This is a genomic window from Agrobacterium tumefaciens (genome assembly GCF_009649785.1).
Lineage (GTDB): Bacteria > Pseudomonadota > Alphaproteobacteria > Rhizobiales > Rhizobiaceae > Agrobacterium > Agrobacterium tumefaciens.
In genome coordinates this window covers 19,125-34,251 of record NZ_WJOK01000040.1, presented here as the reverse complement: position 1 = coordinate 34,251, position 15,127 = coordinate 19,125, and the positions used below count along the sequence as shown (strand labels likewise).

At 59.3% G+C, this 15,127-nt stretch carries 16 protein-coding genes; 8 read left to right on the top strand and 8 right to left on the bottom strand.

Features of this window, described 5'->3' with window-relative positions; translation table 11 throughout:
- The first annotated feature begins 142 nt into the window (after positions 1–142).
- The 4 genes from GH784_RS26065 (at position 143) to GH784_RS26050 (ending at position 1,801) form a co-directional block, all read left to right on the top strand.
- Positions 143–475 (top strand): hypothetical protein, encoded by a 333-nt coding sequence (locus GH784_RS26065; RefSeq protein WP_003515455.1) that lies wholly within the window; start codon positions 143–145, stop codon positions 473–475.
- Between the two features lie 169 nt (positions 476–644).
- Positions 645–896, top strand: coding sequence for a hypothetical protein (locus tag GH784_RS26060; RefSeq protein WP_153793971.1), 252 nt, complete (start codon positions 645–647; stop codon positions 894–896).
- A 195-nt stretch (positions 897–1,091) separates the two neighbouring features.
- A complete protein-coding gene (locus GH784_RS26055) occupies positions 1,092–1,316 on the top strand; it encodes a hypothetical protein (protein WP_003515467.1) in 225 nt (74 codons plus the stop codon).
- A 296-nt stretch (positions 1,317–1,612) separates the two neighbouring features.
- Complete coding sequence (locus GH784_RS26050; protein ID WP_003515469.1) at positions 1,613–1,801, top strand: hypothetical protein; 189 nt, start codon at positions 1,613–1,615, stop codon at positions 1,799–1,801.
- Positions 1,802–1,874: 73 nt separating this feature from the next.
- Here GH784_RS26050 and GH784_RS26045 read toward each other — a convergent pair whose 3' ends face one another.
- Positions 1,875–2,126 (bottom strand): hypothetical protein, encoded by a 252-nt coding sequence (locus GH784_RS26045; protein ID WP_003515471.1) that lies wholly within the window; start codon positions 2,124–2,126, stop codon positions 1,875–1,877.
- A gap of 632 nt (positions 2,127–2,758) precedes the next feature.
- Between GH784_RS26045 and GH784_RS26040 the strand changes: the two genes are divergently transcribed.
- Positions 2,759–3,193 (top strand): PACE efflux transporter, encoded by a 435-nt coding sequence (locus GH784_RS26040; RefSeq protein WP_013636234.1) that lies wholly within the window; start codon positions 2,759–2,761, stop codon positions 3,191–3,193.
- Between the two features lie 24 nt (positions 3,194–3,217).
- On the opposite strand, the gene GH784_RS26035 is transcribed toward GH784_RS26040, so the two are convergent.
- From GH784_RS26035 to GH784_RS26015, 5 genes are all read right to left on the bottom strand, one after another.
- Complete coding sequence (locus GH784_RS26035) at positions 3,218–4,186, bottom strand: alpha/beta hydrolase family protein (RefSeq protein WP_065702547.1); 969 nt, start codon at positions 4,184–4,186, stop codon at positions 3,218–3,220.
- A 102-nt stretch (positions 4,187–4,288) separates the two neighbouring features.
- Positions 4,289–4,894, bottom strand: a complete 606-nt coding sequence (locus tag GH784_RS26030) for an ABC-type transport auxiliary lipoprotein family protein (RefSeq protein WP_065702472.1) — start codon at positions 4,892–4,894, stop codon at positions 4,289–4,291.
- 15 nt (positions 4,895–4,909) lie between these two features.
- Positions 4,910–6,280, bottom strand: a complete 1,371-nt coding sequence (locus tag GH784_RS26025) for an MCE family protein (protein ID WP_003515479.1) — start codon at positions 6,278–6,280, stop codon at positions 4,910–4,912.
- Positions 6,281–6,288: 8 nt separating this feature from the next.
- The gene (locus GH784_RS26020) at positions 6,289–7,125 is read right to left on the bottom strand and encodes an ABC transporter ATP-binding protein (protein WP_003515481.1); all 837 of its coding nucleotides are present in this window, start codon (positions 7,123–7,125) and stop codon (positions 6,289–6,291) included.
- 10 nt (positions 7,126–7,135) lie between these two features.
- Entirely contained in the window at positions 7,136–8,296 is a 1,161-nt protein-coding gene (locus tag GH784_RS26015; protein ID WP_003515483.1) for an ABC transporter permease, read from the bottom strand.
- 143 nt (positions 8,297–8,439) lie between these two features.
- Between GH784_RS26015 and dgcA the strand changes: the two genes are divergently transcribed.
- A complete protein-coding gene (gene dgcA / locus GH784_RS26010) occupies positions 8,440–9,423 on the top strand; it encodes an N-acetyl-D-Glu racemase DgcA (RefSeq protein ID WP_013636238.1) in 984 nt (327 codons plus the stop codon).
- Positions 9,424–9,668: 245 nt separating this feature from the next.
- Here the strand turns inward: dgcA and GH784_RS26005 are convergent, their stop codons facing one another.
- On the bottom strand, positions 9,669–10,505 hold the full coding sequence (locus tag GH784_RS26005; RefSeq protein WP_025593573.1) for a UDP-2,3-diacylglucosamine diphosphatase: 837 nt from the start codon (positions 10,503–10,505) through the stop codon (positions 9,669–9,671).
- 229 nt (positions 10,506–10,734) lie between these two features.
- Between GH784_RS26005 and GH784_RS26000 the strand changes: the two genes are divergently transcribed.
- Together GH784_RS26000 and GH784_RS25995 are read left to right on the top strand one after the other, a co-directional pair.
- Positions 10,735–13,050, top strand: a complete 2,316-nt coding sequence (locus GH784_RS26000; RefSeq protein ID WP_003515491.1) for an NADP-dependent malic enzyme — start codon at positions 10,735–10,737, stop codon at positions 13,048–13,050.
- A 135-nt stretch (positions 13,051–13,185) separates the two neighbouring features.
- Positions 13,186–14,286, top strand: a complete 1,101-nt coding sequence (locus GH784_RS25995) for a DUF2865 domain-containing protein (protein ID WP_065658610.1) — start codon at positions 13,186–13,188, stop codon at positions 14,284–14,286.
- Positions 14,287–14,355: 69 nt separating this feature from the next.
- Here GH784_RS25995 and bluB read toward each other — a convergent pair whose 3' ends face one another.
- The gene (gene bluB, locus GH784_RS25990) at positions 14,356–15,072 is read right to left on the bottom strand and encodes a 5,6-dimethylbenzimidazole synthase (protein WP_065702471.1); all 717 of its coding nucleotides are present in this window, start codon (positions 15,070–15,072) and stop codon (positions 14,356–14,358) included.
- Positions 15,073–15,127: the final 55 nt, after the last annotated feature.

Sequence of the window (15,127 nt, the reverse complement as noted above, 5' to 3'; positions counted from 1 at the left end):
ATTTAAAATAGACTGGATATCTCGAAAAGTTACCCATAACGAACCCTTCGCAATTTAACCAAAACCCGCAGTTTGCATTGCAAGCCACTGGTTTGGTTGTATGCATTGCCCAGCCAGAACGATGGCGCAAAAGGGGGATATCATGACATCAAAATGGGTAACGGCGGTATTTTTCGGGGCTACGTTGACGGTTGCGGGTGCAGCGCAGGCGGACGACCTCGTCTTTTCGCTGAAGAACGGAACGAACTCCGTTCTCAATGCCTTCTACACCTCGCCGGTCGGCGTCGATGACTGGGAAGACGACGTGTTCGGAAAGAAGGCGCTTGGTCCGGGCGAAACGATGGAGATCACCATCGCCGATGGCCGCCGCGTGTGCAAATACGACATGCGTTTCGAATTCCAGGGCGATGAGCTGGAAGACCTCGAGGATACGCAGAACCTGTGCGAACTCGGCGAGTATACCATCACCGAGTAAGAATCCGGCAATAACGGCCCTGCCCGATCATGGCGGGGCCTGCACCAACAAGCGGCCTTCAAAAAAACCAGCCGCTCCGGCAACGCCGGTTTTGCAACACAGCTACTGAAACGACGAAATATCAGCGCGGCTGTGCCACCCGCTCCGCAAAGCGGTCTTAATCATGCCTATGATTGGCGTGATGAGATTGATCGTCAACATATTGCTTTTCGCCCTCGGCGCAGTCGGAAGCGGCGTATGTGCGTTTCTATTGTCGGGTACGCTTGCCGGGTCCGGATTTCTCGGTTCCTGTTTCGAGGGAAGTTGTGCCTATGCGGCGCTTTTCATGGTGCTGCCCGTCACATGGTTCGTGCTTTTTGCGCTTTATGTCATGGCATTGCTGGTCTGGAGACGAAAACCTTTCCGGAACGGAAGGCTCTGAAATAGGTAAGACGGCGCCGTCGCTACCGGACGTTCGTTGACAGCCATCGAGACTTGCCGTTAACGTCCCGCCTGCTGGGGGATTCGCTGCCATTGATATACGGGCCTGCCCGATATCATAGGCCTCTGAATGTGCATGTTTCCGATTTGCGCGTCGCTTAACGACGTGCATGGCGGAAAACAGGGAGACCAAACGATGCGGGCCGCAATTAATTCTCCATCGCTTTCTATCGATACCATGGACTATCAGGCCGAGTGCCAGTTCGCGCTGGAGCCCTCCATTCAAGGGCTGATCGAAAAAGCGGAAGACGCTGGCTGGAACCGCCAGCAGGCCGCGCTTGCCATCGTCGCGCTCGCCAGTGAACATCTGAGTGACCTGCTTCCAGGCCTCACCGTACCCGATCAACGCCCCCTGTCCTGACAGCCTCCCGCCCGCCGGAGCTGATCAGCACCCGGCATGATTGCCAAAGCATCCCGAAAATTGATTGAGCAGGCCGGAGTATCCCCCGTCGCGCCCGCACGGGCCTTCGATGCTCCGTCGCAAGCGCGAGGGGAGAAAACGCTCCAGGCAAAGCCCTGCCCCCTCCATGCATCCGGTAGCGTCCCCGTCACAGACCATCTCCAGGGCATTTCAGCTGCCCTTTAAGTATCGCTGCCACAGTGTTGACATAAGCGACCGATAATGAGAACATAAAGTGAACATTATGGAGGTCAGCGATGAACGCAGCAGACGCAACCATAGAAAATGCCCTGTCCGTGGTCGCTCGCTCCCGCGATATGCGCGAGCGCGCGCTCGAGAGACGACGGGAATTGCAGCGGCGAACGGAAGTCATCATCGCCCGGCCACTCTACGTGCTGAAAAAGAATGAAGGCCCGAAGCAATTGTCGCTGAAACTCGACAGCTAGATGGCAAAAAGCAAACCCCGTGCGGATTACCTCACACACGGGATTTTCAGAATGAAACGATCATTGTCTTGTCTTATTGCATGCGTTGCATTGCGGCTTCGGGTTCGCCAGTCGTCGCAACCGTTGCCGCCGGAAGGCGATCGGTCTTTTTCAGTATGACGATGGGCTTGTCCACCGGATCCGTCGGCGGAACGATGCTTGCAGTTTTGAATTCACGGTCGACAGCAGGAACGGAAGCGTTGATCTTTTCATGACCTGCGCACTCCGCCAACGCTGCACTGGCGGAAAAACCAAGTACAGCGGCGATAATGAGAACTGATTTCATGTCATTCTCCCTTCGCTTTCGTGGCGATCTCCCAATCTAAGGGGAGACGGTCCGGATTGAAAATCACACTTTAGAGACATCTAAAGCTCTCTGTCATTGCGGCAGTCGTCATCGGTGGCAATGGGTGAGGCGTGCCGCTTTATTTTTTCCGCAAATCCAGCGGATTTTGGCAAAGCGGCCTGCGGAATATCATCGCCACATAACTTCCCTTCAGGGAAATGAGGCTAGGCTTGTAAGTCGTGGCCTGTGCCGCGTTGGCGGCCTTTATCGTTCGTCCATCTGGAGAATTATGCTGCATGGCACGCCTCCTTCCATGAGCGATAACGAAAAAACACCGGTCTTGTTCCGCAGCGGCGAAACGGAGGACAATTGAAAAGATAAGGTGCCGCCGCGTGCTTCGTCTCCACGCCGGTGAAATGGTGACACGAATAGTCGGATGAGGGCAAAGTCTTGCCGCATAGCTCCGGCCTCGCCACCTCATCCCGCTCCCGCTGAGAAGAGCGCTCCCAAACCCAACCATGACCCAAGGCTTGAAATTTTGCCCGAAACCGCTATATGGCTTTGCGAGAGGACGACCTCGGCCATTATGGCGACAGCATGCGGGACGGCCCGGTCACATACCGGAGAATAAATTGCGTTCCCTGCCCGATCGTATCCGCCACGCTCTCAGCTTCGAAATCATCGGCCTTCTGCTGGTCGTGCCGCTGGGTGCATTCGTATTTCACATGCCCATGGAAGATATCGGCATTGTCGGTCTGGTCAGCGCCACGCTCGCCACCGCCTGGAACTATCTTTACAATCTCGGCTTCGACCATGCCATGCAGCGCCTGAAAGGCACGACGCTGAAGACGCCCGCTATCCGCGTCGCCCATGCCCTGCTGTTCGAACTGGGTCTGCTGATCGTGCTGATGCCCTTCATCGCCTGGTATCTCAGCATCAGCCTTGCCCAGGCGCTGGTGATGGATATCTCGTTTGCGCTGTTCTACGTAGTCTATGCCTTCGTCTTCAACTGGGGCTACGACCGGCTTTTCCCGCTGCCGGAATGGCAGTCGCAGGACGCCGTCTGATCGGCGGCGGCACCGGCGTGTGCGTCAGCGTAGCGAAGCCGTGAAAAAGCGGATGACTTCGCTGTTCAGTCGACGATGAAACTCCGCCCGGTCAAACCCCGGAATATCGCCGCATATCTCGGCCAGGGCTTTTTCCATCTCGGCGGGGCAAGGTGTTATGAACGAAAAATGCCCTGCCCCTTTCACCGTCTGATAGTCCGGTTTTGCCGGCAGGTCGTCGCGCAGCCCTAAAATATCCTCCGGCGCCACACCGTCGCCGCCGCGCTCTGAACTCCAGAGCTGAACGGGGATTTTGATATCTCGCAGATCGGCCCGCCCTGGAAAGGCGTTGAGGGGGTCTGCAACAACCACAGCCTTCACTCGCGCATCGTAGACCCGGTCCTCAGGCGAAGCAGACCTTTCCAGCATCTGAGCACACACTGCCGCCTGCCCATCAGGGCACGGCAATCCGGTATTTGGAAAATCCGGAACGCCGCCGGCAAGTACCAGCGCCGTATAACCGCCGCGCGAAAATCCGAACACCCCGATCCTTCCGGCATCGATAAAACGGGCATCGTTCCAGTTCGCCAGCATATGGTCGAGCAGACGGACGATATCGGCCGGTCGTTCGGTCAGCGCGGAAAGATCGCCTGCCCGCTTCATGTCAATGGCGTTATCGCCGGGATGATTGATCGCCGCGACGATGAAACCGGCATCCGCCAGCGCCGCCGCGGTATCCCGATGGCTGAAATACGTACCGCCGAAACCGTGGGAGATGATGACGAGCGGATATTGCCCATCGACAACAGGGCAATCACGCACCGCTTGCAGAGCGAAGGGGCCAATGCGGGTCTCCACCGGAGTCGCCGCGCAGGGCGACCACACCGCCGCCCTCATGGAAGGCTTGCCGCCTGCCGAGGGAATCTCGATCAACCGAAGACCGGCTGCCAGAACGGTGCCCGTTCCGCACATGGCGGAAACAAGGGAAAGGCAAAGCAACACCAGAAATCGCATGACGGACCCGCGGATCGGAAACATTGAATGCAAGGCCGTCACCAACAGGCCTCACCCGCAACATAGAGCAATCTCTTGTAGCGGAAATGACCGTCGTCAGACTTAGAGCGACTTCAGCGTCCAGGCCACGATTTCGCGGGTGGCGGCGGCGAAGGCCTGGTCTAGCGTTTTGACGAAATTGGCATTTCCGGAACCGCTGACGCGTGCGCTGGCGCGGAATACTTCCTGCGCCTTTACCGTGCCGTTGCGATCGTTCAAGAGCTTCACCGAAATCTCGATATCGGCGGTGTTTTTTGCCGTATCGATTTCGAAGGTGCGAATATCGCTGACCACCTGGTAATCGATCGCCAGCCCCTGCCCCGGCCGGCCGACGCCACCGAGCTTGCCGGTATCCTCGAATGCTTGCACCAGCTTGGATTGCACCATGCGCGGCAGGCGGTCGCTCCATTGCGAATTGCCGAGATATTGCACTTCCGAGCCGGAAAGACGCACCACGATGTTTTCGCTATCAAGCGCTTTCAGCGCCGTCGGATCGGCGATCAGCAATTGCCGGCCTTTGAGCGACGGCCCCTGCGTCACGGTCGCCGAAGAGACGGAAAGGTCGAACGTATCGTTCGATGGGGTTCCCGCACAGCCCGCCATCGCAACCGCAAGCAGCGGAGCCAGAAGCAGGGCACGGCGCTTATGGCCGTTCATCAATCGTGTCATTGGCCCATACCCCTTTTAGCGCCTTGTTCTGCCGTCATATTGTTTCACGGTTTCGCCGCCGAAAATCAACCGCTGCGGATCGCGGTCGATATTGGTGATCGCATTGTTGAGATTGTCGACCGTCTGCCGCGTGCTGCCGATAAGCGCCTGGAAATCCTTCAGGCCCGAACTGGAGAAGCGCGTTAGATTGTCTGCAATCGGCCCGATTCGGGCATTGAGATTGTCGGCTACGGCCTTGAACGAGGTCAAAGTCTCGCGCGCCTTTGCAAACAGCGAATTGGCATCGTCGGTTCCAAGCATGCCGTCCACCTTGGCAAGAATGCCATCGACACGGCTTGAGGCAAGGTTAAGCTTGCGGCCCATGTCGGTGAAATCGGAGACCGCCTGGTCGATATCGGCCCGGCGCGCACCGACATCGTCGGCAATTCGCTTGAAGTTCGCCACGGCATCACGCGCATCGGCAGTCGCTGCGGAAACATCACCCACCACAGTGCTGACCTTTGCGGGATCGACTGACGCCAAAAGCTCATCCGCGCGCTTCACCACTGTCTGCACTTCCGTGCTCGCCGCCTCGAAGTTGCGCGCCGTGCTCTGCACCGTTTCCATGATGCCCTGAATATCGCTCGAAGCGGAAGCGACGTCCTTCGTCACCTTGTCGACATTAGACAGGATGGAATCGATCTTGCCGGCATCCACCGCCTTCACCAGATCTTCGACAGCGGTCAGCGTGCCGTCCAGGCGCACCGAGACCGATTGAACGGTGGTGGAAAGCGAACTGAGGCTGGCGATGAAACTCTTGATACCATCGGAATTGGCGGCCAGCGCATCGGAGAATTTCTCGGCGTTACGCACCGTCTGCGTCAGCGGCCCACGGGCATCCTGCACGAAACCCTGCAATTCGCCGATGGCGCCATCGGCGCGTTTCAGGATCTTGTCGGCGGTGGCAAGAAGGTTGGTGACGCTGGAAAGATCGGCCGTCAGCTCGGCGGGAACGCCGCTTTCGACGGATTTCTGCAGAATGCGCTCACCATCCTTGTTGCCGCCGGAGAGCTCGATATAGGCAGCGCCCGTCAGGCCCTGAATTTCAAGCACGGCGCGGGTGGACGGGAAAACCGGCGCGTCCGCCTGCACTTCGGTAAAGGCGATGGAATAGGCCGGATCGTCACGGTCGATCGCAAGACCGCGCACCGTGCCGACAGGAATACCGTTGAAGCGTACCGGAGAGCCGACGGAAAGGCCGTTTGCCGAGCCGGGAATACGCACCACGAGCTGGGCCGTCGGTCCACCTCGGCCGAATTCCGCCATCCAGTAAACGAAGCCGAATGCGGCGGCGATCACGATCAGCGTGAAAATTCCGACTATGGTGTAGTTCGCCTTGGTTTCCATGCTTCTTGTTACTCCACCGGATTTTCGTGTCTGTCGTCCGGAAGAACGACAGAGCGCGCCCGTTTGCCACGGAAATAGGACTGCACCCAGGGGTCGTCACAGGCGAACATGTCCTGCAATGTCCCTTCCACCAGCACCTTCTTCTGCCCTAGCACCGCAATGCGGTCGCAGACGGAGAACAGGCTGTCGAGGTCGTGCGTCACCATATACACGGTCAAACCGAGCGAATCGCGCAAGCGCGCGATCAGCATATCAAATTCCGCCGCCCCGATGGGATCGAGGCCGGATGTCGGCTCATCGAGGAAGACAAGGTCGGGATCGAGCGACAGCGCGCGCGCAAGCGCCGCACGCTTGATCATGCCGCCGGAAAGCTCCGACGGGTATTTGTCGCCCGCATCGGGCTTCAAGCCCACCATCTCGATCTTGAGATAGGCAAGCTCGTCCATCAGCTTTTTCGGCAGGTCCAGATATTCCCGCATCGGCAGCTGGATGTTTTCCTTCACCGTCAGGCCGGAAAACAGCGCCCCCTGCTGGAACAGCACGCCGAGCCGCTGGTCGAGCATCATGCGGTCGTCTTCGCTGGCCTTGTCGTAATCGGTGCCAAGAATGCGGATTGCACCCGCCTGGCGTGGCAGAAGCCTCAAGATCGCACGCATCAGGACGGATTTACCCGCGCCGGATGGGCCGATGAAGCCAAGGATTTCACCGCGATAGACATCCAGATCGAGATTCTCAAGCACGTTCCTGCCGTTGAAACCGACAGTCACACCCTCGACGGAAAGAACCGTCTCACGGCCGTCCTTTGCAGTTTTTGTCTCTTGCGGCTTCTGGTCCAAAGTTTCCAACGCGCCCTCCTTAAAAATCGATGGCTGCGTAGAAGATGGCAAAAAGGCCATCCACCAGAATGACGACGAAGATCGATTTGACCACCGACGACGTGACGTGTTTGCCGAGCGATTCCGCCGAACCGCCGACCTTCATACCCTCAACCGCCGCAACGATGCCGATGATAAGCGCCATGAACGGCGCCTTGATCATGCCGGCGGCGATGGTCGATTCCTCGACCGCGCCATGCAGACGCGACAGAAACACTTCGAAGGTGATGCCGGAATAGAGAAGCGTGACGATGGCGGCGCCGAAAAGTGCGGCGAAATTGGCAAGGATGGTCAGAAGCGGCAGTGCGATTGTCAGCGCCACGAGACGCGGAAACACCAGCACGCCGACAGGGTTGAGACCGATCACCTTCAGCGCGTCGATTTCCTCGCGCATCTTCATCGAGCCGATTTCCGCCGTGATCGCACTGCCGGAGCGACCGGCGATCATGATTGCGGTGAGAAGCACGCCGATTTCACGCAATTGCAGGATGCCGACGAGATCGACGACGAAAACTTCCGCGCCGAAGTAACGCAGCTGGAAGGCGCCCTGCTGGGCGATGATGGCGCCGATCAAAAACGACATCAGCATGATGATCGGCACGGCGCGCACGCCCATATGGTCGATCTGGTTGACGATGGCCGCCGGCGAGACGCCACGGCCGCGCCCGAGCTTCATCTGCGCGCCGCGCACGGCAGAACCCAGAATATACATGCCCGCGAGGAAATCCGCACCATTCTGGACGACAGCCTGGCCGATCGGCGAGAAGAAGCGTTCGGCAAGTCCCACCTTGGCGGCAGGCTCGCCCTCCATCGCCGCTTTATCCGGCAATTGGCCGATCAGATCCTCGATTCGCTCGTTTCCGGTAAGCGTGACGGTAACGCCCTTCGCTTCCATATCTTCGCGCAATCGCCGGATGACCCAGGCGCCGGTCGTGTCGATTGCCTCCACCGAGGAAAGATCGATCTCCACCGGACCGGCAGGGCCGCTTTTCTCGATGTTTTCGAGGCGTGCAAAAATGCCTGAAAGATTGCTGTTACGCCAGGAACCGCTCAAGGCATACCGCTGGCCGCCGCCGGAGACGGCGTCGTCTTCGGTGATTGCGGCCGGGTTCGCCTGTTGCCGTATATCCTGTTCTTGCATAATGCTCCGAGCGAGTGCAGCCGTCACGAGATTCTTAAAGGTTTCATAACGGTTTGGCCTTCGGCAAGCCACAGTGACAGCCGACAATTCGCGATAAATTTGGCGTCATGTGTCTTTTAACGCCTGTCAGGAAGTGAAAAAACATGCCCCGTTACCTTCAAGCCACAACAGAACGTTTCGCCGTTGCTGGCAGCTTCACTATTTCACGCGGCACTCGCACACATGCGGATGTCGTAACGTGCACCATCCGCGATGGTTCCTTTACCGGCAGAGGTGAATGTGTGCCCTACCCGCGTTATGGCGAAAGCATCGAAGGCGTTATCGCCGATATCGAAGCAATGGCTGAGCAGATTGCCGGCGGCCTGACACGGCATGAATTGCAGCAGGTGATGAAACCCGGCGCCGCCCGCAATGCAGTGGATTGCGCACTATGGGACCTCGAAGCCAAGATGAGTGGCAAAAGTGCTGCCGAACATAGTCTCGGACACGCGGCAAAACCGCTCGTTACCGCCTATACCATCTCGCTTGCCGATCCCGAGACCATGGCGGCTAAAACGGCGGAAAACGCTGGCCGCCCGCTGCTGAAGATCAAGACAGGAACGGCGGATGACGAGGCGCGCCTGCGGGCCGTGCGCACCGCAGCACCTGACGCGCGCATCATCATCGACGCCAATGAGGGCTGGAACGACGATAATATCGAATATTATCTGAAACTCGCAGCGGAACTGAACATCGCACTCATCGAACAGCCGCTTCCCGCCGGCAAGGACGCCATCCTGGCCCGCATCGACCACCCGGTCCCCATCTGCGCCGATGAAAGCGTGCATTCCACCAAGGACCTCGCAGACCTGCGCGACCGTTACGATGCGATCAACATCAAGCTGGACAAGACCGGCGGTCTCACGGAAGCACTTGTCATGAAGGCAGAGGCGGAGCGGCTAGGCTTCATCATCATGGTCGGCTGCATGCTCGGCACCTCGCTCGGCATGGCCCCCGCCGTTCTGGCCGCCCAGGGAGCCGCCTTCTCCGATCTCGACGGCCCGCTGATTCTCAGGCAGGACCGGCAGCCGGGCCTCGTTTACGAGGGGTCGCTGGTTTATCCGCCGCAGCCGGAGTTGTGGGGATAAGAGCCGTCGTTCGGGTTTCGTGTGAAAGCACTACGCCGAACATCGCAATAATCTTTGCAGTATCACGTAAACTGTATGACCAACCTTGCCTCACACTCGACGTCATCCTCGGGCTTGTCCCGAGGATCTATCCACGTCGCGCGAAATCAATCGGTTGCAAATCCTTGGGACAAGCCCAAGGATGACGACAGAGAGCTGAACCATCCCGCGCTTAGGGATCGCCCTGCCTGCTGAACCAACCCCAATCAGGCCGCGTGCTTGCCAATCAAACCTGGAATATCCACCGGCTCCATCTCGTCCGATGTCTGCGAAGGGACATCGGATGTCTGCATCCAGGTGATCAGCTCGAAAGTGCCATCGGCATTTTCCGCAATCGCCGTGCAGCTTTCCACCCAGTCGCCGGTGTTGATGTAGCGGATGCCGTCCATGTCTTCCATCACGGCGTGGTGGATATGGCCACAGATCACACCATCCACATTGTTGCGGCGCGCCTCGTCGGCCACTACGCGCTGGAACTCGCCAATGAAGTTGACGGCGTGTTTGACCTGCAATTTCGCCCAGGCCGAGAACGACCAGTAAGGCAGGCCGATGCGGCGGCGCACCGCAGCAAGGACGATGTTGATCGCAATCGCCGCGTCGTAGGCCCAGTCACCGAGATAGGCGAGAAGGCGGGCATTGCGCACCACCACGTCGAACTCGTCGCCATGGATGATGAGATATTTCTTGCCGTCTGCAGCCTCGTGGATCATGCGCTCGGCCACTTCGATACCGCCGAAATGCATGCCCGGAAACTCGCGCAGGAATTCATCGTGGTTGCCGGGAATGTAAACGATACGTGTTCCCTTGCGGGCCTTGCGCAACAACTTCTGCACCACGTCGTTGCAGCCCTGCGGCCAGTACCAGCTGCGGCGCAGGCGCCAGCCGTCGATGATGTCACCGACCAGGATGATCGTATCGGCCTCGTGATGTTTCAGGAAGTCGAGCAAAAAATCCGTCTTGGCCGCCTTGGAACCGAGATGGACATCCGAAATGAAAAGCGTTCTGAACTGTCTGGTTTCAATTTGACCGGCCACGGATTTAATCCCCTTGTTCGGTTGCGTCCCTGCGGCTTTCTTCCCTCTCAGAACCAGACTCGTGTTGCAGCAACATGACAATGGCCGGTTTTTGTATGGAATATGACTGATGGCATCACGAAAACGCGAATAAGCCATGCCCGCATTTGCATAAGCGGGCGGCAAATAACGGCTGTACCACGGGAAAGTTTGTTGTATTCAGAGGGCCGGAATTGAACCAGACATGACGGTGGAAGACATGACCTCTCACGATAAGAACAACACGCCCGCCAACACGGCAAAGGCCGACATCGAGGAACAGGCGCTCTTTTTCCACCGCTACCCGCGCCCCGGCAAGCTGGAAATCCAGGCCACCAAGCCCCTTGGCAACCAGCGCGATCTGGCGCTTGCCTACTCGCCGGGTGTCGCCGCCCCCTGCCTCGCCATCCATGAAAATCCGGAAATGGCAGCGGAATATACCGCCCGCGCCAATCTCGTTGCAGTGATTTCCAACGGTACGGCAGTGCTTGGCCTTGGAAATATCGGCCCGCTTGCGTCCAAGCCTGTTATGGAGGGCAAGGCCGTCCTCTTCAAGAAATTCGCCGGCATCGACGTTTTCGATATCGAGATCGATGCGCCCGGCATCAACGACATGGTCTCCACCATCGCAGCGCTGGAACCCACCTTCGGCGGCATCAACCTTGAAGACATCAAGGCGCCCGAATGTTTCGAGGTGGAGCGCCAGCTGCGCGAGAAGATGAACATCCCGGTCTTCCACGACGATCAGCACGGCACGGCGATCATCGTCGCCGCCGCCGTCACCAACGCGCTGGAACTGGCTGGAAAATCGCTTTCGAGCGTCAAGATCGTTGCCTCCGGCGCCGGTGCGGCAGCCCTTGCCTGCCTCAATCTGCTTGTCGCCATGGGCGCAAAGAAAGAAAACATCTGGGTCCACGATATCGAGGGCCTCGTTTATGACGGCCGCAACTCGCTGATGGACGAGTGGAAGGAAGTTTACGCGCAAAAGACCGACAAGCGGGTTCTGGCCGACTCGATCGACGGCGCCGATGTCTTCCTCGGTCTTTCGGCGGCAGGCGTGCTGAAGCCGGAACTTCTGGAGCGCATGGCGGAAAATCCGCTGATCCTGGCACTTGCCAACCCCAATCCGGAAATCATGCCGGAAGTGGCCCGTGCTGCCCGCCCGGATGCGATGATCTGCACCGGCCGTTCGGATTTCCCGAACCAGGTCAACAACGTGCTGTGCTTCCCCTATATCTTCCGCGGCGCGCTGGATTGCGGCGCAACCACGATCAACGAGGAAATGAAGATGGCCGCCGTGCAGGCCATTGCCGAGCTTGCCCGCGAAGAAGTCTCGGAAGTCGCCGCCAAGGCCTATAGCGGCGAAACGCCGATCTTCGGCCCGAACTACCTCATTCCCTCGCCTTTCGATCCGCGCCTCATCCTGCGCATCGCGCCGGCCGTTGCCCGTGCTGCCGCCGCAAGCGGCGTCGCCGCCCGGCCAATCAGCGATTTCGAAGCCTATCTCGACCAGCTCAACCGCTTCGTCTGGCGTTCCGGCTTCATCATGAAACCGGTCTTCAACGCCGCCAAGGTTGCCGAAAAGAAGCGCATCATCTTTGCTGAAGGCGAAGACGAGCGCGTGCTGCGCGCCGCACAGGTGCTTCTGGAAGAAGGCACCGGCATCCCGATCCTCATCGGTCGCCCGCAGATCATCGAAACGCGCCTGAAGCGCTTCGGCCTGCGTATCCGCCCGAATACCGATTTTGCGGTGGTCAATCCCGAAGACGATCCGCGTTACCGCGACTACGTCGATGATTATTTCGCACTGGTCGGCCGCGCTGGCATCAACCCGGAGGCGGCCCGCACCATCGTGCGCACCAACTCCACGGTCATCGGCGCGCTGTCGGTGAAGCGTGGTGAGGCGGATGCGCTGATCTGCGGTCTGGAAGGCCGTTACGACCGGCACCTGCGCGACGTGAACCAGATCATCGGCAAGCAGGAAAGCGTTCGCTCTTTCGCAGGCCTCAGCCTGCTCATCACCCAGCAGGGCGCGCTGTTCCTCACCGACACCTTCGTCAACAACGATCCGACCTCCGAAGAAGTGGCCGAAATGGCCATTCTCGCGGCAAAGGAAATCCGCCGCTTCGGCATCACGCCGAAGATCGCGCTCGCCAGCCACTCCAATTTCGGGTCGCGCGATTCGGAAAGCGCCCGCAAGATGCGCCGCGCCCTGAAGATCGTGCAGGCAGCGGCACCCGAACTGGAAGTGGACGGCGAAATGCAGGGCGGCTCGGCACTTTCGGAAGCGCTGCGCAAGCGCGCCATGCCCAACAGCGTGCTTACCGGCGAAGCGAACCTGCTGGTCTTCCCGAACCTCGATGCCGCAAACATCACGCTCGGCGTCACCCGCACGCTGACGGAGGGCCTGCATGTCGGCCCCATCCTGCTTGGCACGGCTCTTCCCGCCCATATCCTGTCGCCCAGCGTCACCTCGCGCGGCGTTGTCAACATGGCGGCCTTTGCCGTCGTGCAGGCATCGCACCCTTCGGTGTGATGAAGGCGTATTAACGCAGTTTTGAACATGCTGTTGCCGCATTGCGGCAACAGCTTATGTTATCTTCCTGAAACACGGATTTCCCGAAGCATAACACCCTCGCCACCGGCCGGGGACATCGAACGGATCGCACCATTGACCCGGCGCCGCAGCATTATCGGCCTCCTGCTTCCCCTTGTTTTCATCGCCCCGGCCGCTGCTTTCGCGGATCAGGTCTGCGATACGCTTTATGCGCAGCTGCGCGAACCGCCGCGTGTCATCGGCAACACCGCCGAGGTACGGCGTTACGCCAATGCGCTCACCCGCCAGAACATCGAGATCCGCAGGATCAGGAACGATCTGCGCCGTTACGGCTGTTCATCCGCAAGCGTCACCGTTTATGGCAGCCCGAATGCCGAACTCTGCGCAGAGATCAGCGACGCGATGGCGGATGCGCAGAGCGAACGCGATGCCATCATCCGTGACCGCGACTATGCCATGGCGGCCCAGGGCAGCGATGATAGCGACATCAGACGCCAGCGCATTCTCGCCGCACTCGACGCCAATGGCTGCAGCGCCATTCCGGAAACGGAAGCGCGCCAGCCGACGGCACCCGATGTGACACGTTACCCCGACGCCTTCGGCGAACAGAGCAATCCGCCGGGACAGGCAGGGCTTTCGCCCTACCCCAATGCCGCTGCTGAAGGCGGGCTCAGGACGCTGTGCGTGCGCACCTGCGACGGCTCGTTCTTCCCCATCGCTTCCAATGCCTCGCCGCTCGATTTCCGTGCGCAGGCCGAACAATGCCAGAAAATGTGTCCGGGTACGCAGACGGAGCTTTATTTCCACTCCATGACGGAGCAGGAAACGGCTGACATGGTCTCGGCTGAAACAGGAAAGCCCTATAAGGACCTGCCGACCGCCTTTGCCTATCGAAATGCCTCAACCAAAGCCCCAGGCTGCGCCTGCAACATGGCCGCCTATCACGAGGAGATGAAGCAGCAGGAGGCTGCGCGGCCGGAAGCTGAGAAACCCTATTCAAGCATCACGACCATTCCATCACCGCAAGGTGACACCTCCAAAAAACCCACCGAACTGCAGCAGGCCGCAAAGCCGCCGGAACAACCGGTTCCGGAACGCGACTATGACCCGAACAACAGCAGGGTCCGCGTCATCGGCCCTAAATTCCTGCCCGACCAGACAGGCCGGATCGACCTGAAGAACCCGGCGCTGAAGGGCATTCAGCCGCAGCAATAGCTCCCATCAAGCACGCGGTATGGAGTTGGCAACGCTCTATCTCACTCACAAGGCGGTCGCGTGTTCTCTTTACCGCCCGCCCCAGCGATTGCGAAACACCAGCTCCTCCAGCGGCACGCGCTGCCGCCAACCCTTCACCGCCAGTTCCGGCTCGGTATAAAGTGTATCGACGCGGCCGAGGCATAGCCAGGCGACGATCTCGATGTGGTCCGGGATTTCCAGAATGGTCCGAATGTCGCTATCGTGGAAAATGCTGACCCAGCCGACGCCGATGCCTTCGGCGCGCGCTGCAAGCCAGAGGTTCTGGATGGCGCAGACGGTGGAATAGACATCGGTGCGCGGATTGTGGGTGCGGCCCAGCACCACCTTGCCGCCACGCGTCGGATCGCAGGTGACGCAGATGCTGAGCGGCGCCTTGCGGATGCCCTCAAGCTTGAGGCTGCGGTAAAGCGCCTGCTGCTCCCCCTCGAACATCGCCGCCGCCTCGCCATTGGCGCGGCTGAAGGCAACCCAGGCTGCCTGCCTGACCGCACCGTCAGTGACGAGCGTGAAATTCCACGGCTGCATGAAACCGACTGATGGCGCGGAATGCGCCGCCTTCAGCAGGCGCTCGACCACATCTTCCGGCAATGGATCCGGAAGGAACTGGTCGCGCACATCACGGCGGGTTTCGATGGCACGGTAGATCACCTCTCGCTCCCCCTCGGAAAACGGGTAGGCGGGCGAAAGCGCGTGATCGAATGCATCGGCGTCGAGCGAACTGGTCGCGAGTGGATCGGTCGGCATCGTCTATCCCCAACAATGCTAGCGCGCCGCCACGAAAACCGGCTCCGGTTTTCGC

Bases quoted from the DNA above. Each gene is read 5' to 3' on its own strand.
- GH784_RS26060 (WP_153793971.1), top strand. From the start codon at position 645: ATGATTGGCGTGATGAGATTGATCGTCAACATATTGCTTTTCGCCCTC.
- bluB (WP_065702471.1), bottom strand. From the start codon at position 15,072: ATGCCGACCGATCCACTCGCGACCAGTTCGCTCGACGCCGATGCATTC.
- GH784_RS26035 (WP_065702547.1), bottom strand. From the start codon at position 4,186: ATGCGATTTCTGGTGTTGCTTTGCCTTTCCCTTGTTTCCGCCATGTGC.
- GH784_RS26055 (WP_003515467.1), top strand. From the start codon at position 1,092: ATGCGGGCCGCAATTAATTCTCCATCGCTTTCTATCGATACCATGGAC.
- GH784_RS26000 (WP_003515491.1), top strand. From the start codon at position 10,735: ATGACCTCTCACGATAAGAACAACACGCCCGCCAACACGGCAAAGGCC.
- GH784_RS26065 (WP_003515455.1), top strand. From the start codon at position 143: ATGACATCAAAATGGGTAACGGCGGTATTTTTCGGGGCTACGTTGACG.
- GH784_RS26025 (WP_003515479.1), bottom strand. From the start codon at position 6,280: ATGGAAACCAAGGCGAACTACACCATAGTCGGAATTTTCACGCTGATC.
- GH784_RS26050 (WP_003515469.1), top strand. From the start codon at position 1,613: ATGAACGCAGCAGACGCAACCATAGAAAATGCCCTGTCCGTGGTCGCT.
- GH784_RS26015 (WP_003515483.1), bottom strand. From the start codon at position 8,296: ATGCAAGAACAGGATATACGGCAACAGGCGAACCCGGCCGCAATCACC.
- dgcA (WP_013636238.1), top strand. From the start codon at position 8,440: ATGCCCCGTTACCTTCAAGCCACAACAGAACGTTTCGCCGTTGCTGGC.
- GH784_RS26045 (WP_003515471.1), bottom strand. From the start codon at position 2,126: ATGAAATCAGTTCTCATTATCGCCGCTGTACTTGGTTTTTCCGCCAGT.
- GH784_RS26030 (WP_065702472.1), bottom strand. From the start codon at position 4,894: ATGACACGATTGATGAACGGCCATAAGCGCCGTGCCCTGCTTCTGGCT.